The following is a 17,305-nucleotide window of genomic DNA, read 5'->3' as shown; positions in this document are numbered from 1 at the left end:
CCTGTGGCGAAAACTGGCTTATGGTGAGCGGCGGCGCGGTTGTGCTAGAGGATGGCTTGCATCCATCAGGTCACTCCATGATTCCCTCATCCGCGCCCTCGAATGTGGGGCCTCCGCCGCGTCGGTTCGCGCTCCGCATAGCGCTGCTCTTTTGTGCGCCGTTGATCGTCAACGGCTTTGCCATGCCGTATTTCCCGGTCTGGCTGAGCACCCTGTCAATGACCGACTTCGAGATCGGCGTCGTCCTTGCCATCCCCATGTTCATTCGCGTGATTACCGCGCCGCTCGCCGGTGTGCTTGCGGATCGGATCGGAGAGCGGGTGATCGTGCTGATCTGGTCCGCCGTGCTCTCCCTCGCAACGGCCTTCATTCTTTTCTACGCGCACAGCTTCTGGCCGGTCCTCGTCATCTACGCGCTGCAGTCGGCGGTTTATTCGCCCTATGTGCCGATCGTCGAGGCGATCGCGCTCTCGGGCGTGAGGCGCTGGGGCTTCGACTATGCTCATATGCGCGTATGGGGATCGGTCGCCTTTATCGGCGCGACCATGCTGGGCGGCTGGATGATCGGCAGGTTTGGCGGTCCGATGGTCTTGCCAGCGATGGCCATGGGTTTTGGGCTGATGATCCTCATGGCCTTGGCGGCCCCGCGCGTCGGCCGGCCGCGCCGTCCATCGCCGATCACCGCCCTGACCGAGCCGCCGCCGAAATCGCTCCGCCAGCCCGACCTGCAATTGCTGCTGGTCGGCGTCACGCTGGTCAACAGCAGCCATGCCATGCTCTTCGCCTTCTCGGCCATCTACTGGCAGCATATCGGCTACAGCGGCACGCAGATCGGAGTACTCTGGAGCGCCGGCGTGGCAGCCGAGGTGCTGATGTTCTTTTTCGCAAAGGCCATCATCCGGCGCTTCAGTGTGTGGACAATGATCTTCTCCGGCTGCGGACTTGCCGTCGTGCGCTGGCTGATCTTCCCGATGGATCTCGGCTTTTCCGGCTATTTCGTCCTGCAGTGTTTCCACGCCTTCACTTATGCGATCATGCACACGGGCATGCAGCACAAGCTGGTCGAAAGGGTTGCAGAAGAGCAGGAGGCTTCGGCGCAGGGCCTCTACTTCTTCTACACCGGCTTCTTCACGGCGATATTCACGTTCCTCTCGGGCTATTTCTACGCGTGGTTCGGCGTCAACGGTTTCTATTCAATGTCGGCCGTCGCCTTTGCGGGCTGTTGTTTCGCTTTTGCCGGCTGGTATCTTCAGCCCCAGAGGCTGGTCTCGGGCGGAAAGACGAGAGAGGCTTCGTAGCGCAGGCCGGGCTTGCGGTCTTCAGCAAGCAGGAGCGGACCGTCGAGATCGACGAAATCGACGCCCTGGGCGACGAGTATCGCCGGCGCCATGGCGAGCGAGCTGCCGACCATGCAGCCGACCATGATCTTGAGCCCCAGCGCTTCGGCTGCGGCGCGCATGCGAAGCGCCTCGGTCAACCCACCGGTCTTGTCGAGTTTGATGTTGACCGCATCATAGCGTCCGGCCAATCCCTTGAGATCGTCCGTTCCGTGCACGCTTTCGTCGGCACAGACCGGCACCGGGTGCGCGATTGACGCGAGCGCTTGATCCCGGCCTGCGGGCAACGGCTGCTCGATGAGAGAGATGCCGTTTTCCGCGCAGGCCGCGAAATGGACGGCCAGATTGTCCTCCGTCCAGCCCTCGTTCGCGTCGAGGATGATTTTGCTTTCCGGCGCCCCCTGGCGCACGGCGCGAATGCGCGATGCGTCGTCGGCAGTTCCGACCTTCACCTTCAACAGCGCCCGATGGGAATATTTTTGTGCCTGCACCATCATCTGCTCGGGGTCGCCGAGGGAGATGGTGTAGGCGGTCGTCAAAGCGCCGGGAGCGGTGGTGCCGACCAGCTCATGGACACGCTTGCCGCTTTTTTTTGCCTCCAGGTCCCAGAGGGCGCAATCTACGGCATTGCGGGCCGCGCCAGGCGACATCGCCTTCTGCAGATCAGCGCGCGTCAAGCCGGCTTCGATCGACGAGCGCACGGCTTCTATTGCAGCCAGAACCGATTCGAGCGACTCGCCGTACCGGGCATAGGGTACGCATTCTCCCCAGCCGGTCACCTTGCCGTCGCTGATCTGGCAGGTAACGACGCTCGCCGTCGTCTTCGAGCCACGGGAAATCGTGAAGGCGCCGGCGATCGGAAAGTGTTGGACGGTGGCGGTAAGCGAAAGTGGCATTGGATCTTCTCCGTCGGGTCGACGCACGATATCTCGACCATCACCCGCCATGATGTTCTGCGTTTTTGGAACTTATTTGAGCAGTGTAGCTTTTCAGCCGCACAAAGCGCGCATTATGACTTTGAATTTCTGCACGATTTGGTCCTTAAATCGAATCTGGTTTAAGGAATTATGCAAGGGCCAACCCGGAAGACCAAGATCACGTGACGCATTCCCAATCCCAGATCGTTGCAGATGTCACGCTCGACGAGAGTGCCGGCGTAGAGGGCCGCCGCTATGTTTTCAGCGGCAACTGGCGGCATGAGACAGCCGAGGCGATGGCCGCGAAGCTGAAGAAGCTTGGTCGCCCCTCGGGCGGACGGCATGAGTTCGATTTTTCCGGCGTCACGGCGATGGATACGGCGGGCGCCTGGATCATCCGCCGCTTCATGAACGGCATTGGCGGCGAGGCGGGCGCGGATGTGCATTTCGCGAGCGGCGGCCAGCGTTATGTCGAACTCGTGCAGGCACTTCCGGAAAAGTTGCGCTTGCCGGAACGCGACACCACGAGACTTCCGCTTTTCCAGCGGCTGTTTGCGCCGATCGGCGAGTTAACCGTGTCCATATGGACCGACACGGTCGCCGCGATGTTCATTCTCGGCTCGGCCGTGCGCGGCGCCCAGTTGAAGCTCGGGCGTCATGCGGGGGTTTCTCCAGCCGCGATCGTGCACCAGATCGACCGCATGGGCGTCATGGCGGTGCCGATCATCACCCTCATGTCGTTTTTGATCGGCGCCATCATTGCGCAGCAGGGAGCATTCCAACTCCGATCGTTCGGCGCCGAGATCTTCGTCGTCGACCTTGTCGGCATTCTGCAGTTGCGCGAAATCGGCGTGCTCTTGACCGCGATCATGATTGCCGGCCGATCCGGCAGTGCGATCACCGCCGAGATCGGTTCGATGAAGATGCGCGAAGAGGTAGACGCGCTGAAGGTCATGGGCTTGAGCCCCGTCGGCGTTCTTGTCTTTCCGCGCCTGGTGGCGTTGACGATCGCGCTGCCACTTCTGACGATCATCGCGAACTTCGCGGCGCTCGCCGGTGCGGCCCTCGTCGCGTGGAGTTATTCGGGCATCACGTTCGCGACGTTCCTGTCGCGGCTGCAGGAAGCCGTCGACTTCTCGTCGGTGGCCGCGGGCATGATCAAGGCGCCGTTCATGGCGCTGATCATCGGCGTCGTTGCCGCCGTCGAAGGACTCAAGGTCGGCGGGAGCGCCGAGTCACTCGGACGTCGCGTGACCTCATCGGTCGTCAAATCGATCTTCGTCGTCATCCTTATCGACGGATTATTTGCCATGTTCTATGCGGCAATCGACTTCTGAGGCGGACGGAACATGGTTCAGGCAGTCATGGAAACACAACCGGACAACGCGGTCGAACAGCGCGAAGCCGTGCTTTCCGTTCGCGACCTTACGGTCGGTTTCGGCGACAACATCGTTCTCGACAAGCTCAACCTCGAGGTGCTGCGCGGCGAGATCCTGGGCTTCGTCGGCGCTTCCGGTACGGGCAAGTCGGTACTGATGCGCACGGTGCTGAGACTCCTGCCGAAGCGTTCGGGTACGATCGAGATCCTTGGAGCCGAATACGACAAAGTGAGCGAGGCCGACCGCATCGCACTCGACATGCGGCTCGGCGTCCTTTTTCAACATGGCGCGCTCTTCTCCGCCTTGACGGTACGGGAGAATATTCAGGTGCCGATGCGCGAATATCTCGATCTGCCGCAGGACCTGATGGACGAGCTTGCGCGGCTCAAGGTCGAATTGGTGGGCCTCGCGCCTGAGGCCGCGGATAAGTATCCGTCCGAGCTGTCGGGCGGCATGATCAAGCGCGCAGCACTCGCGCGGGCGCTGGCGCTCGATCCGGATCTTGTCTTCCTCGACGAGCCGACCTCGGGCCTCGATCCGATCGGTGCTGCGGAGTTCGATGAGTTGATCGCCAAGTTGCGCGACACGCTTGGATTGACCGTATATATGGTGACTCACGATCTGGACAGCCTGTTCTCGGTCTGCGACCGGATTGCGGTTCTCGGAAAGAAGCGCGTTCTGGTTTCCGGCACGATCGAAGATATGCTTGCCTGTGAAGAGCCATGGGTGAAGTCCTATTTCCGGGGCAAACGAGCAAGGTCGATCGTTCGCGAGCATGGCTGATGCTCACAGGGTGAATGGTGACAAGCTTCAGGCAAGCCCGGTTGTCGAAGCAGTGTGGATGAGCGGCTGGAAGTCGCGAAGGTAGTCAGAGCCAATGGAAACCAAAGCAAATTATGCCATTGTTGGCTTCTTCACGGTGCTTGTCATCGCGGCCGCATTCGGATTCGTCTACTGGATGTCGCAGTATGGACGAGGCGGGCAGATGGTCGACCTGATCGTCAACATCCCGGGCTCGGCCAACGGACTTTCGGTCGGCTCGCCGGTGCGGTTCAACGGCATCAACGTCGGCACCGTCCGCAATCTCGCCATCGATGCCAACGATCCGCGCTTTTCGCTCGCGATCACCGAGGTTTCGGCTGACGCGCCCGTACTCAAATCCACCAGGGCTACCCTTGAGGTGCAGGGTTTGACCGGTGCGGCCTATATCGAGCTCAGTGGCGGCAACAAGGGCGACGAGAACATCCTGAAAACCGCCCTTGAAAACGGAACACAGGCGCGGATCCTCGCTGATCAGTCGAGCGTCACCAGCCTGCTGGCAACTGCAGACGCAATCCTCGACCGGGCAAACAGCGCCATTGGCGACATACAAGGCTTCGTCACGGACGTACGCGGCCCGCTCACCACGACGATCGGCAATGCCGAGCGCTTTTCCAAGGCGCTTGCCGACAATTCCGGCGCGATCGACGATTTCCTGAAGAGTGTCGGGGAACTCTCGACAACGGTCAGCGCCGCGTCCCAGAAACTCGACTCGACGCTTGCGGCCGCCGACACGTTGATCAAATCGGTTGACCCGAAGAAAATCGACCGCATCGTCAGCAATGTCGAACAGGTAAGCAATGACCTCAAGAACGCCTCCGGCGGAGTTTCCGAGATGATCGCCTCCTTCCGGCGGACCGTGGAGACCTATCAGGAGGTAGGCAGGAACGCCCAGCAGACACTGAAGCGCGTCGATACGCTGATCGAATCGGTCGATACCCAGAAGGTCAAACTGGTCGTCAACGACATCTCGGCCGCAAGTGCCGATGCCCGCCAGACCGTCGCGCGGATATCGGACTTCGCATCGAAGATCTCCGCACGGCAGGAGGATATCGACCAGACGATTACCGATTTCACGCAGATGTCGAACAAGCTGAACGCGGCATCGAGCCGGGTCGACGGCATTTTGGTGAAGATCGACGGCTTCCTGGGCGATGCCAACGCGCCGTCGCTTTCCGCCGAGGCGCGTTCGACGCTCGAGGCGTTCCGTAAGGTGGCCGATAGCCTCAATGCGCAGATCGGTCCGATCACCGAGAACCTGAGGCGTTTCTCGAATTCGGGACTGCGCGACGTGGAGGCTCTGGTCACCGAGACGCGCCGTACGGTACAGGGCCTGGAGAGTACGATTTCAAACTTCGATAGAAATCCGCAGAGGCTGCTTTTCGGGGGCGAAACGGTAAAGCAGTATGATGGCCGCACGCGGCGGTGATTCGCGTCGATCGAGTGTTTGCAGGCAGCATGCACCCGACGGGTAGACTGTATTGCGCCGAAGTGGATGGGGATATTGGCAGTATGGATTTTCGGGGGCTGGTAGTTGTGCGTAAGGGGAGGGCGACCCGGTCTGCCGTTATCTTCTCATTGGCCATGGCGCTCGCGGGTTGCGGCACGCGCGCCGCCGTCAACGATACGTTCAGTCTCGCAACGGCGCCCATTGTCAAAGGGCAGGCGTCGACCAACAGGCAAATCCTCGTGCCCGAGCCGACCGCGCTCCAGACCATCAACAACGATCGGATCGTAATCCGGCTGTCCAGGTCGGAACTGCAATTTCTCGCCAAGGCACAGTGGGGCGACCGTCTCCCGAGGATGGTGCAGGACAAGCTCGTCCAGACCTTCGATAATACGGGAAACGTGAAGGGTGTCGGCAAGCCGGGGCAGGGCCTGGCGATCGATTACCAGCTCATTACCGAAATCCGTTCCTTCGAAGTCTCCACAGAAGGGGCGGACACGGCGGTTGTCGAGATCTACGCCAAACTGCTCAACGATCGGGACGGCACTGTCCTGACGCAGAAGGACTTCCGTGCCGCTGTGCCTGCGCGAGCCCCGAACAGCCCCGCCTTTGTCGCTGCCCTCGATGCGGCTTTTGCTCAGGTCGCCGCGGACATCGTCAGCTGGACCCTCAGCTCCATCTGAACTTCGATTTCGGTTCTTCGCCGTTTTAGGCGCACGACGGCTCAGCTGGCGCCGCTCACCCTGTGCCGACTTTCGAAATCTCGATGTGGTTGATCACCTCGGCGACGCCCTCGACGGCCGCCGCCGCTTCCTCCGCGCGGGCGGCTTCCTCGCTGGTTGCCACAGTTCCGCCGAGCACGACCGTGTTGCCGCTGCAGGTGACCGTGACGTCGATAGCGTCGAGCCCCGGCGAGACCGCGAGATAGTGCGCGATGCGGCGTTCGAGTTCGGCAGGGTGCTCGGCTGGTTGTCGCTCCGGCGCGTCGCCGAAGAATGTCCGTTGCTTGAAAATCATGCGCCGGTCCTTCTCTCCCTCTCGCGGAAAGAACGCCGGTCGCAGGAATTTGTTCGGTCTCGCTCAAGGCTACAGCAAGTCAAAGTGCCACAGCGATCTTTGCACGTCCGATTGGCGGGGCGCTGTGCGACGCCCGGCTGCAGTCAAGGCCAGCGCACAACCGGGGGCAGGGAGGAGAGGATAGATTCGACGTTCCCGCCCGTCTTGAGGCCGAAAATCGTGCCACGATCGTAGAGCAGGTTGAATTCGACGTAACGTCCGCGACGGACCAACTGCTCGTCACGATCCTCTTCCGTCCACGAGGTGTTGAAATTCGCGCGGACAATCTTCGGATAGACGAGAGAGAAGGCTTTGCCAACGTCTCGGGTAAAGGCGAAATCCGCATGCCAGCCGCCGAGTTCATCGGGTGAGTGCAGCCAGTCGTAGAAGATGCCGCCGGTACCGCGCGGTTCGTTCCTGTGTTTCAGGAAGAAATACTCGTCGCACCATGCCTTGAACTTCGCGTGATCGGCGACCGCGTGTCGGTTGCAGGTGATCTCCATGGCCCGGTGGAAGAGCATCGTGTCCGGATCGGTCATCATCCGCCGACGATCGAGAACCGGCGTGAGATCGGCACCACCGCCGAACCAGTGACTGGTCGTCACGACCATGCGCGTATTCATATGCACGGCGGGGACGTTGGGGTTGACCGGATGGGCAATCAGCGAAATGCCAGACGCCCAAAAACGCGGATCTTCGCTCGCACCGGGAATCTGGCCGCGAAACTCAGGCGAAAACTCGCCATGGACGGTGGATGTATGGACGCCCACCTTTTCGAAGACGCGACCTTCCATCATCGACATACGGCCGCCACCGCCGGCTCCCCCGTCGCGCAGCCAGTCCTTGCCGACGAAGCGGCCTGGAGGTTGATCGGAGAGCGGTCCGGTCAAGTCGTCCTCAAGCGCCTCGAAAGCCGTGCAGATCGTGTTGCGCAGGCTTTCGAACCACGCCTTTGCCTCGGCCTTCTTGTCTTCGATGTCAGCAGGCAGCCCCTGCGGCAATTGCGGTCTTTCCATGGGAATTCAGCTTCCATTCGCGGCGTCTCGCGCGGGAGAAGCCGCCGATTCGAGTGGTTTCGCCACAGTTCATATTTTTCCCCGAATGGCAACGGCGGCGCGACCCCGTCAATAGTCTACCGCAGGAATAAGCCCCAGATGAGGATGATCTCTTGAGCCGATCCCCATCATGCAGTGGGGCGGACCATGGTCCGGGCTCGCGGCCGGGCGAGGGGCTGGCAATCGCGAGGCTGTCATCCTATCTTCCTTGCAGAGGTATGGCCCATGGCAAGAATACCCGCAGGACCGCCGCTTGAAGGCTTGCGGCGTCAGATTGCCCGGCACCGCCGGGAGAAACCCACACGGAGCGACAAGCTCTTCGTGCGAGAGACTTTTCGACTTGAGCGAAGCGCGGCTCGCGCCAAGGCGCGCGAGTGGTTCGAGACCTGGCCCAAGGCGGCCTATTGGACCGAGGTGGAAAGCTGGCGCCAGCTCGATGGCGATGAAATCGAATTCACCATGCGCCGGCTGCCAAGCGCAGACTGATCACCCGAAGAAACCGCTGCTTTTCTCGCATATTCCGCTCGTGGCGGGGTCGGAGCGCGTCCGGGAAAACTGGTCGCCATGACGCAACCAGTACGCTACAAGGCCAGGCGGCACCTACTCAGGGCCGTTCCGTCCTCGCTCATTCCGGCGTCGTTATTTCATGCTCGTCTTCCGCTCAGTCGTAGTTCTGTCCGCAACGCAGATCATTGCCTGGGGCGCCATGTTCATGGCCGTTTCCGTGACGGCAGCAGAAATGGCCGGCGATCTCGGCCTCAACCCGTCGAGCGTCTATCTCGGGCCAACGGTCATGCTGGTGGCGATGGCGCTGTGTTCGCCGTCACTCGCCGGGTTCTATGCCCGCCACGGTGCTCGGCAGGTGTTGGCGCTCGGTTCGCTCTTCGCAGCACCCGGTCTCTGGCTGCTTGCCGGAGCGGAAGGAACGCTCTCCTATTTTGCCGCCTGGGCCATCCTTGGCATGGCGGGCGCAGCAACCTTGACGACCTCCGCCCATGTCTTCCTGAACGAGGTCGCGGGCGAGGGTGCCCGGCGAGCGATCGGGGCACAGATGCTCGCCATGGCACTCGCGCCGAGCCTTTCCTGGCCTGCCACCGTCTATCTTGAGGGGCTGTTCGGTTGGCGCAACACGTTCGTGCTATATGGCGCGGTGATGCTGCTTGTCTGCGCACCGCTGCATTTCTTTGCTCTGCCAAGAACCGTGGTACATGCCAACACACCCAGAAGCCGAACGCCGCAGGTTTCGACCAGGCAGCAAATCGCGCGCGACCGGCTTGTCGCAACGCTGATTACGGCCGCTGTTGCACTCAATGGATTCGTCACCTGGGGTTTCCAATTGGTGGTTATCGACCTTTTCCGCAGCTTCGCAGTGCCGGAATATCTCGCCGTTGGCTTTGGTTCGGCGATCGGCTTCGTCCAATTGTCCGCGCGGCTTTTTGATTTTTTGGGCGGTAACCGCTGGGATGGCCTGACAACCGGCCTCGTCGCGGCGGCAATCATGCCTCTCGCCCTGCTAGCATTGATTTTCGGCAACGGAGCCGAATGGTCGATCATCCTGTTTCTCGTGCTCTATGGCCTTTCGAGCGGCGCCATGTCGGTCAGCCGGGCGACGATGCCGCTCGTATTCTTCACCTCAGGACAGTACGCGTCGGTCATGGCGCGCCTGGGTCTGCCCCTCAATCTCGCCTTCGCCGCCGCTCCACCCTTCTTTTCCTTCATTCTCGGCACGGCGGGAAACTGGTGGGCTTTGTCTTTCGCGCTTCTCTGCTCCCTTGGCACGCTGGCAAGCATGGTTACTCTCGAACGCCTGAGACCGGCGCAGCGCTAACCCGTTCCCTCCATCGGATCGATCAGGCGCGGGCCGGCTCCTTCGCCGCCGAGTACGTCGTAAGGATTGCGCAAGGGACATTCGCGCATCGAGAGACAGCCGCAGCCGATGCATCCAGTCAGATGGTCGCGCAACGCCGTCAGCTTGGCGATCCGCTCGTCCAGATGATGCCGCCAGGTCATGGAGAGTTTCGTCCAGTCCTCGACGGTCAAAGGTCGATCATGCGGCAAAACCGAGAGCGCCGACTGGATCTCTGCCAGCGGGATGCCGGTGCGCTGAGCGACCTTGATGACGGCAACGCGCCTCAGCACCGCACGCGGATAGCGCCGTTGATTACCGCGGCTGCGGTTGCTTCGGATCAGCCCTTTCGTTTCGTAAAAATGGAGCGTCGATACCGCTAGACCGCTTCGTTCCGCGACCTCGCCGACCGTCAACTCGCGCGAAATATCACCGACCTTGCCTTTTTCCATGGATGCTATTGACCTCAACTATGGTTGAGGTTCTATAGCATGAGCTCCCTGATAGCGACAACAAGGAGCTGATTCCCCATGACAGAGAAAATGACCCTCGCCGTGATCTATGGCAGCGCGCGGCAGGGCCGGTTTTGCGATACCGTCGCGAGTTGGCTTATCCGTGAGCTTTCGGAATCCAGCGTTTTCAGTCTGACGATCATAGATCCAGTGAGATTCAAGACCTCTCGTGGCGCCGAAAAGGCGGTCGATCCGGCGGAATGGATGGAGCGAAAGGTCGCCGAGGCGGACGCCTTCATCGTCGTCACGCCCGAATATAACCACGGCTATCCCGCCGCGCTGAAGGAACTGATCGATTCGGTCTATGAGCCGTGGCACGCCAAGCCGGTTGCCTTCGTCTCCTATGGCGGCGCATCGGGTGGCATCAGAGCCGTAGAGCAGCTACGCCAAGTTTTTGGGGAACTGCATACGGTCACCTTGCGCGACGGTATCACTTTCCCGAAAGCCTGGTCGAAATTCGATGCGGCTGGAAATCTCTACAAGCCCGATGAAATGCGCGCCCCGTTGTTCCTGATGATGGATCGTCTGACCTGGTGGGCACGGACATTGAAGACCGCCCGCAAGACGACACCTTACAGCGAGATCGCAGCATGAGCGGTCCAACCTTCAACGTGACGGCTGGCGCCCAGGGGGTTCTTTCCCCCGGCACCCGCGGGCGCAATCTCACGCTTCTGTGCGTGAGCGCCTTGACGATCATGTCGGGCGCCACGATCTCCGCATCCTTGCCCGGCATCGAGGCTCGCTTCGCCGACACTGAAGGCGCGGCGCTGCTTAGCCGCATGATGCTGACGCTCCCGGCGATCTTCATCGCCGGACTCGCGCCCGTTGCCGGCGTCATTGCCGACCGGTTTGGCCGAAAGCGGCTGCTGCTTCTTTCACTCGTCGTCTTCGCGCTGGCTGGATCATCCGGCCTCATGCTTGACAGCCTGCCGGCCTTGCTTGTCGGCCGTGCGGTCCTCGGCATCTCCGTCGCAGGCATCATGACGACGGCAACCGCGCTTGTCGGCGATTTCTTCGAAGGAGCCGCGCGCGACCGCTACATGGGGTTTCAGGCTGCCTTCGTCGGTATCGGTGGTGCCATCTTCCTCTCGGGCGGTGGTCTGCTCGCCGACATCCATTGGCGCGGGCCGTTTGCGATCTATTGCCTGGCTTTTGTGCTGTTACCGGCCGTGTTGGCGCTGATCCCGGAGCCGCGCAGAACTGGTGCTACGCCGGTTGCAGGGGTCAAACAGGAGCCACCTTCCGGTTTCGTTTTGCCGCTTGTCCTCGTGCTGCTGGCGGCATGCCTGCACTTTGCGATCTTCTACATGCTGCCAACACAGCTGCCCTTCTATCTGAAAAGCCTCGGTATCACCCAGCCAAGCCGCGCCGGTATCGCAATCGGAGCAGGGCAGGTCGTCGGCGTCCTGGCTGCGCTTTCCTTTTCGCGGGTGAGGGGCCGCATCGGTCGGATGGGCGTCTTTGCCCTCGGTTTCGCAGCACTTGGCACCGGCTACATCGGATTGGGAAGCGCTCAATCCTATGCCGGAATCCTTGCCGCCACGGCGATTACCGGGATCAGTATGGGATTGATGACGCCGAACCTCTCCGCTTCGCTGCTGGCGATCGCGCCGTCGGCCTTGCGCGGGCGACTTTCGGGTGCCTTGATAGCCAGCATCTTTGCCGGACAATTCGTCTCACCGCTCGCGAGCCAGCCGCTCGTCCGCGACTGGGGCTATGCGGCCACATTCGCGGGCGCGGGTGCGTTACTCGGTGCGCTCGCCCTGATCTGCCTCGTAAGCCGAATGTTGCCCGCGGTGCGGCCGCAGCGACAAGAGGACAGGGCATGACGTTCTTCGCGGCCCGGTCAATCAGGCTCGTTTTGGCGGATCGCTTCGCCGACGATCATGGCGGCGGAGATGGCGATATTGAGCGAACGCTGACCGGGCGCCATCGGGATGACGACGCGGCCGTCAGCTCGCTGGTGCACGTCGTCCGGCACGCCGGCGCTTTCACGACCGAACAACAGGATGTCGTCCGGGCGAAAGCTGAAGCGCGTATAGGGCTGCGCCGCCTTGGTCGAGGCCAGCACAAGCCGCCTGCCGGTGGTCGCACGCCACGCTTCGAAGCGCTCCCAGTTGACGTGGCGGGTGAGGGTGACGGCCGCAATGTAGTCCATGCCGGCGCGCTTGAGGTTGCGGTCCGACAGATCGAAGCCGGCTGGTTCGATGATGTCGACCGCGAGGCCGAGACAGGCGGCGAGCCGCAGGATCGTGCCGGTATTGCCCGGAATGTCCGGCTGGTAGAGCGCGATACGGAGATTGTTCATGGGCCTTCACCGGAACCTAAGCGAACGTGGAAAAGCGACGGCTTCTATGACAGTGAATCGTGCCGCGATCCACCCGTGGCCACGCCATCGGAGGGTACATTTCATGTCGCTGGTTTTGCGCTCGCTAATCTGTGCCGTATCGGCAACAGCTGGCACGATGATTACAAAATGGGCAAGAAAATGCCCGCGACAATCTGGCGCGGGCGCGCGAATGGGTTTAAAGCTCACTCATCTTCAACGCGAACCGATGGAGGCATGCATGCATATTCCCGTGATGACACGCCTCTGGGCCGGGTCTTTCCTGGTCTGACCGGTTCCGCGCCTTTTCTTTCTATCGATCGATTGACGCGCGCTCCGGTTCTCCGGAGGTCGTAGCCCCATTTGCGGGCCCATTTCCGGTTTCGATTTTTCAAGATAAGAATGCGGGGCGACCCGCCTTCCTTCAAAATACCCTGAAGGAGCTCGACAATGTTTGGCTGGTTTGAATCCCGCCTCAATCCTTATCCGACGGAAGAGCCGACGCTCCCGCCGAAGGGTCTTTTTGCCTTCTGCTGGCACTACACGAAGCCTGCGGTTCCATGGCTCCTGATTATGTCGGTCTGCACGATGCTGATCGCGATCGGCGAAGTGGCGCTGTTCCAGTTCCTCGGCAACATGGTCGATTGGCTCTCCAGCGCCAACCGCGAAACCTTCCTGGCGGCCGAGGGCGGCAAGCTCTTCTGGATGGCGGCGCTCGTCCTCATCGGCCTGCCGGGTCTGGTCGCTCTCGATTCCTTCGTCATGCATCAGGTGCTGCTCGGCAACTACCCGATGATCGCGCGCTGGCAGATGCACCGTTACCTCTTGCGCCAGAGCATGACCTTCTTTGCCAACGAGTTCGCGGGACGCGTGGCGACGAAAGTCATGCAGACGTCGCTTGCCGTGCGCGAGACCGTGATGAAGATCCTCGACGTCTTTGTCTATGTCGTCAGCTATTTCGTGACGATGCTGATCGTCGTGGCGACAGCCGACTGGCGGCTGGTAATGCCGCTCGCAATCTGGCTCGTGGTCTATATCTCCATCGTCACCTACTTCGTGCCACGGCTGCAGAGGATTTCGAAGGAACAGGCCGACGCGCGGTCGATGATGACGGGCCGTATCGTCGACAGCTATACCAACATTGGCACCGTCAAGCTGTTCTCGCACGCAGGCCGCGAGGAGACCTATGCCCGCGCGGCGATGGACGAATTCCTCGACACCGTTCACCGGCAGATGCGTAAGGTCACGCTGTTTCATGTGTTCGTCTATACGAATAACAGCCTGGCGCTTTTCGCGATCAGCGCCCTTGGGATCCACCTGTGGCTGACGAGCGCGATTTCCGTCGGCGCGATCGCCATTGCGATCGGCCTTGCGATGCGCATCAACGGCATGTCGCAGTGGATCATGTGGGAGGTCTCGGCACTGTTCGAGAATATCGGCACGGTCTATGACGGCATGGGCATGATGACCAAGGCGCACGACATCGTGGACCAGCCGAATGCGACCATGCTGAAGGCGGACAAGGGCGCGATCAGTTTCGACAACGTCCGCTTCCACTACGGCAAGGCGCAGGGCGTGATCGACCGGCTGTCGCTCGACATTCGCCCGGGCGAGAAGATCGGCCTCGTCGGGCGGTCTGGCGCCGGCAAGACGACGCTGATGAACTTGCTCCTGCGCTTCTACGACCTGGAGGCCGGTTCCATCCGGATCGACGGCGAGGATATCTCCACCGTTACCCAGGACAGCCTGCGGGCGCAGATCGGTGTCGTCACGCAGGACACGTCGCTGTTGCATCGCTCGATCCGCGACAACATCGCCTACGGGCATCCGGGAGCGAGCGACGCGGACATCATCGCGGCGGCGAAGAAGGCAAATGCCTGGGACTTCATCCAGACACTGGAGGACAACCTCGGCAGGCGCGGCCTCGACGCGCAGGTCGGCGAGCGGGGCGTCAAGCTTTCCGGTGGCCAGCGCCAGCGCATCGCCATCGCGCGCGTCTTCCTCAAGGACGCACCGATCCTGATCCTGGACGAGGCGACCTCGGCGCTCGATTCCGAGGTCGAGGCCGCGATCCAGGAAAACCTGTTCGCGCTGATGGCCGGCAAGACGGTGATCGCGATCGCGCACAGGCTCTCGACGTTGACCGAGATGGATCGCCTGGTGATCCTGGAGGCCGGACGAATCGTCGAAACCGGCTCGCATGAAGAGCTCGTGGGCAAGGGCGGACTCTATGCCGACCTCTGGTCGCGCCAGTCCGGCGGCTTCATTGCCGACGACCTGGAGAAGGAAGAAGCGGCGGAATAATCCGCCGCTTCCATTGCCGTTTGATAGCAATTGGTTAAAGCGTTTTTCTCAAGCTCGTTGCGCGTGTGGCGCTGCGGAACTTACGCATTTGTAATGTAGCGGGCACCGGAAATCGTTTGCCGCTGTTTCATAACCACCTATATCGGAAAACATGCTGCGCGCGATCGTCACCATTTTCGAGAACTGGATCAAGCCGTTCGCGCCGCGTGAGAGGCTGCAGCCACCAAAATCCCTATGGGCGTTCGCCTGGTTTTATGCGAGCCAGGCAAAGGGGCCGTTCCTGGCCATGGCAGCGCTTGGCGGCCTGGTGGCGATGTTGGAGGCGGGGCTTTTCTACTTCGTCGGCCGCCTCGTTGATGTCCTCGACACCGTGAAGCCCGAGGCCGGGTGGAGCGGGCTGATTGCCGCCAATGGACCGGAACTGCTCTTCATGCTGTTGACGGTGCTGGTGTTCCGCTTTCTTGCGGTTGCGCTCGCCGCGCTCGTCGAGGAACAGGCGATCATCACCGGTTTCCTCAACCTGGTGCGCTGGCAATCCTACGTCCACGTGGCGCGCCAGTCGCTGACCTTCTTCCAGAACGACTTTTCCGGCCGCATCGTCACCAAGGTCTGGTCCGGCGCGCAGGCTACGAGCGACCTCATCGTTTCGCTCCTGCAAGTCGTCTGGTTCATCGTCATCTACACGGCCTCGACCATGGCGCTGATAGCCCAGCTCGACTGGCGGCTCGCGGCAATGGTGGCGTTCTGGATTGTGGTCTTCCTGGCGCTTGCCCGATATTTCGTCCCCCGGGTGCGCAAGCATGCCCGTGACACGGCCGAGATGGCGTCGATGCTCAATGGCCGGATGGTCGATGCCTACTCGAACATCCAGACATTGAAGCTCTTCGGCAGTGACGAGGAGAACGACCGCTATATTCGCGCCGGCTTCGACCGATTCCAGGGAGCGGTGATCCCCTTCACACGGTTGCTGACGGCTGTGCGGTCGTCGTTGGCGCTGCTTTCCGGCCTGATGATCACGGCGATCGCCGTTTATTCGATCCATCTGTGGCTCGCCGGCTCCGTCAGTTCCGGCGCGGTAGCGTTCACGCTGGCGCTGGTGCTGCGCCTCAATATGCTGCTCGGCCGCATGATGTCGCAGTTCAACGCAATCATGCGCAATATCGGCACGATCCAGAATTCGGCCGAACTCGTCTCGCAGCCGATCGGCCTCGTCGATCAACCGGGTGCGCCGAAGCTGGAGATCAGCCGGCCGGAGATCCGCTTCGAGCACGTGAAGTTCCACTACGGAAAAGGCGGCGGTGTCATCGACGATTTCTCGCTCACCATTCGGCCAGGCGAGAAGGTCGGCATCGTTGGTCGGTCCGGCGCCGGCAAGTCGACGCTCGTCAACCTGCTGCTGCGCTTCTACGACCTCGAGGGTGGCCGCATTCTGATCGACGGCCAGGATATCGCCGCGGTCCGTCAGGAATCGTTGCGCGCCCATGTCGGCATGGTCAGCCAGGACACCTCGCTTCTGCACCGGTCGATCCGCGACAACATCCTCTTCGGCCGGCCCGGCGCGAATGAACAGCAGTTGATTGAAGCGGCCCGCAAGGCAGAGGCATACGAGTTCATCGTGAACCTGCAGGATCAGCGTGGTCGAAGGGGTTTCGACGCGCATGTCGGCGAACGCGGTGTCAAGCTTTCCGGCGGCCAACGGCAGAGAATAGCGATTGCCCGCGTCATGCTGAAGGATGCGCCGATTCTCGTTCTCGACGAGGCGACCTCTGCGCTCGATTCCGAAGTGGAAGCAGCCATTCAGTCAAATCTGGAGCGCCTGATGGAGGGCAAGACGGTGCTTGCGATCGCCCATAGGCTTTCCACGATTGCCGCGCTCGACCGGCTTGTCGTGATGGACAGGGGACACATCGTCGAGGATGGCACCCATGCGGAGCTGATCGCCCGCGGCGGGCTCTATGCCGACCTGTGGGCGCGACAGTCGGGCGGGTTTCTGGCGCGCGAAGAAGCGGCGGAATAGGGCGCTTGAATGCCGCTCGCGGGCCATCCGCGACACCATCCCGGAGACGGCCCGCAAACCCGTCAAATCCTTGTGCCAATTGGTCGCGCTTTTACCCGCGACAATCTGCCCACATCCCCTTGTCAAGGCTGGACATAATTTGCGATCAGGCATAGAACGCGCCCGATTGACGGGGAATCTGCGTGCAGTGCGCACGTAGAGTTTTCCGGATACTGGTGTCCGGTCCATGCTTGTCTCGGCAGGCCGGCTAGGCGCCAGCGAGTTCAGAGGGCGTGGTTCCTTGGCTTGGG

At 61.4% G+C, this 17,305-nt stretch carries 16 protein-coding genes; 11 read left to right on the top strand and 5 right to left on the bottom strand.

The window, feature by feature from the left end; genetic code table 11:
- The first annotated feature begins 77 nt into the window (after window positions 1-77).
- Window positions 78-1,298: an MFS transporter gene (locus QA637_RS07770; protein ID WP_283064641.1), complete on the top strand. Its 1,221-nt coding sequence runs from the start codon at window positions 78-80 to the stop codon at window positions 1,296-1,298.
- On the opposite strand, the gene dgcA is transcribed toward QA637_RS07770, so the two are convergent.
- Complete coding sequence (gene dgcA, locus QA637_RS07765) at window positions 1,250-2,233, bottom strand: N-acetyl-D-Glu racemase DgcA (RefSeq protein WP_283064639.1); 984 nt, start codon at window positions 2,231-2,233, stop codon at window positions 1,250-1,252. The two genes, QA637_RS07770 and dgcA, sit on opposite strands and share 49 nt — an antisense overlap.
- A 203-nt stretch (window positions 2,234-2,436) precedes the next feature.
- On the opposite strand from dgcA, the gene QA637_RS07760 reads away from it, so the two are divergent.
- The 4 genes from QA637_RS07760 (at window position 2,437) to QA637_RS07745 (ending at window position 6,582) form a co-directional block, all read left to right on the top strand.
- Window positions 2,437-3,591 (top strand): ABC transporter permease, encoded by a 1,155-nt coding sequence (locus QA637_RS07760; protein ID WP_184108751.1) that lies wholly within the window; start codon window positions 2,437-2,439, stop codon window positions 3,589-3,591.
- Between the two features lie 12 nt (window positions 3,592-3,603).
- Entirely contained in the window at window positions 3,604-4,416 is an 813-nt protein-coding gene (locus QA637_RS07755; RefSeq protein ID WP_153440878.1) for an ABC transporter ATP-binding protein, read from the top strand.
- 94 nt (window positions 4,417-4,510) lie between these two features.
- The gene (locus QA637_RS07750; RefSeq protein WP_283064635.1) at window positions 4,511-5,881 is read left to right on the top strand and encodes an MlaD family protein; all 1,371 of its coding nucleotides are present in this window, start codon (window positions 4,511-4,513) and stop codon (window positions 5,879-5,881) included.
- Between the two features lie 83 nt (window positions 5,882-5,964).
- Window positions 5,965-6,582: an ABC-type transport auxiliary lipoprotein family protein gene (locus QA637_RS07745; protein ID WP_153440880.1), complete on the top strand. Its 618-nt coding sequence runs from the start codon at window positions 5,965-5,967 to the stop codon at window positions 6,580-6,582.
- Between the two features lie 55 nt (window positions 6,583-6,637).
- On the opposite strand, the gene QA637_RS07740 is transcribed toward QA637_RS07745, so the two are convergent.
- Window positions 6,638-6,916, bottom strand: coding sequence for a BON domain-containing protein (locus QA637_RS07740; RefSeq protein ID WP_283064634.1), 279 nt, complete (start codon window positions 6,914-6,916; stop codon window positions 6,638-6,640).
- A gap of 143 nt (window positions 6,917-7,059) precedes the next feature.
- The gene (gene hemF / locus QA637_RS07735; RefSeq protein WP_283064632.1) at window positions 7,060-7,971 is read right to left on the bottom strand and encodes an oxygen-dependent coproporphyrinogen oxidase; all 912 of its coding nucleotides are present in this window, start codon (window positions 7,969-7,971) and stop codon (window positions 7,060-7,062) included.
- Window positions 7,972-8,235: 264 nt separating this feature from the next.
- Between hemF and QA637_RS07730 the strand changes: the two genes are divergently transcribed.
- Window positions 8,236-8,496 carry a hypothetical protein gene (locus QA637_RS07730; RefSeq protein ID WP_153440883.1) on the top strand — a complete coding sequence of 87 codons (261 nt, stop codon included), beginning with the start codon at window positions 8,236-8,238 and terminating at the stop codon, window positions 8,494-8,496.
- Window positions 8,497-8,656: 160 nt separating this feature from the next.
- On the top strand, window positions 8,657-9,838 hold the full coding sequence (locus QA637_RS07725) for an MFS transporter (RefSeq protein WP_283064629.1): 1,182 nt from the start codon (window positions 8,657-8,659) through the stop codon (window positions 9,836-9,838).
- Here the strand turns inward: QA637_RS07725 and soxR are convergent.
- A complete protein-coding gene (soxR, locus tag QA637_RS07720; protein ID WP_283064628.1) occupies window positions 9,835-10,308 on the bottom strand; it encodes a redox-sensitive transcriptional activator SoxR in 474 nt (157 codons plus the stop codon). The genes QA637_RS07725 and soxR overlap by 4 nt on opposite strands.
- A gap of 78 nt (window positions 10,309-10,386) precedes the next feature.
- Here soxR and QA637_RS07715 point away from each other — a divergent pair, with 78 nt between their 5' ends.
- Together QA637_RS07715 and QA637_RS07710 are read left to right on the top strand one after the other, a co-directional pair.
- Entirely contained in the window at window positions 10,387-10,962 is a 576-nt protein-coding gene (locus QA637_RS07715; RefSeq protein ID WP_283064626.1) for an NADPH-dependent FMN reductase, read from the top strand.
- Complete coding sequence (locus QA637_RS07710; RefSeq protein WP_283064624.1) at window positions 10,959-12,197, top strand: MFS transporter; 1,239 nt, start codon at window positions 10,959-10,961, stop codon at window positions 12,195-12,197. Before QA637_RS07715 ends, QA637_RS07710 begins: the two co-directional genes overlap by 4 nt.
- 17 nt (window positions 12,198-12,214) lie before the next feature.
- Here QA637_RS07710 and QA637_RS07705 read toward each other — a convergent pair whose 3' ends face one another.
- Window positions 12,215-12,676, bottom strand: coding sequence for a tRNA (cytidine(34)-2'-O)-methyltransferase (locus QA637_RS07705; protein WP_283064622.1), 462 nt, complete (start codon window positions 12,674-12,676; stop codon window positions 12,215-12,217).
- Window positions 12,677-13,144: 468 nt separating this feature from the next.
- Between QA637_RS07705 and QA637_RS07700 the strand changes: the two genes are divergently transcribed.
- Both QA637_RS07700 and QA637_RS07695 read left to right on the top strand, forming a co-directional pair.
- Complete coding sequence (locus QA637_RS07700) at window positions 13,145-14,998, top strand: ABC transporter ATP-binding protein (protein ID WP_283064621.1); 1,854 nt, start codon at window positions 13,145-13,147, stop codon at window positions 14,996-14,998.
- A gap of 151 nt (window positions 14,999-15,149) precedes the next feature.
- Complete coding sequence (locus QA637_RS07695; RefSeq protein WP_283064619.1) at window positions 15,150-17,015, top strand: ABC transporter ATP-binding protein; 1,866 nt, start codon at window positions 15,150-15,152, stop codon at window positions 17,013-17,015.
- Window positions 17,016-17,305 lie beyond the last annotated feature (290 nt).

The sequence above is a fragment of the Sinorhizobium terangae genome (assembly GCF_029714365.1).
GTDB classification, from domain to species: Bacteria; Pseudomonadota; Alphaproteobacteria; order Rhizobiales; family Rhizobiaceae; genus Sinorhizobium; species Sinorhizobium terangae.
This window is presented reverse-complemented; position numbering and strand designations above follow the sequence as displayed.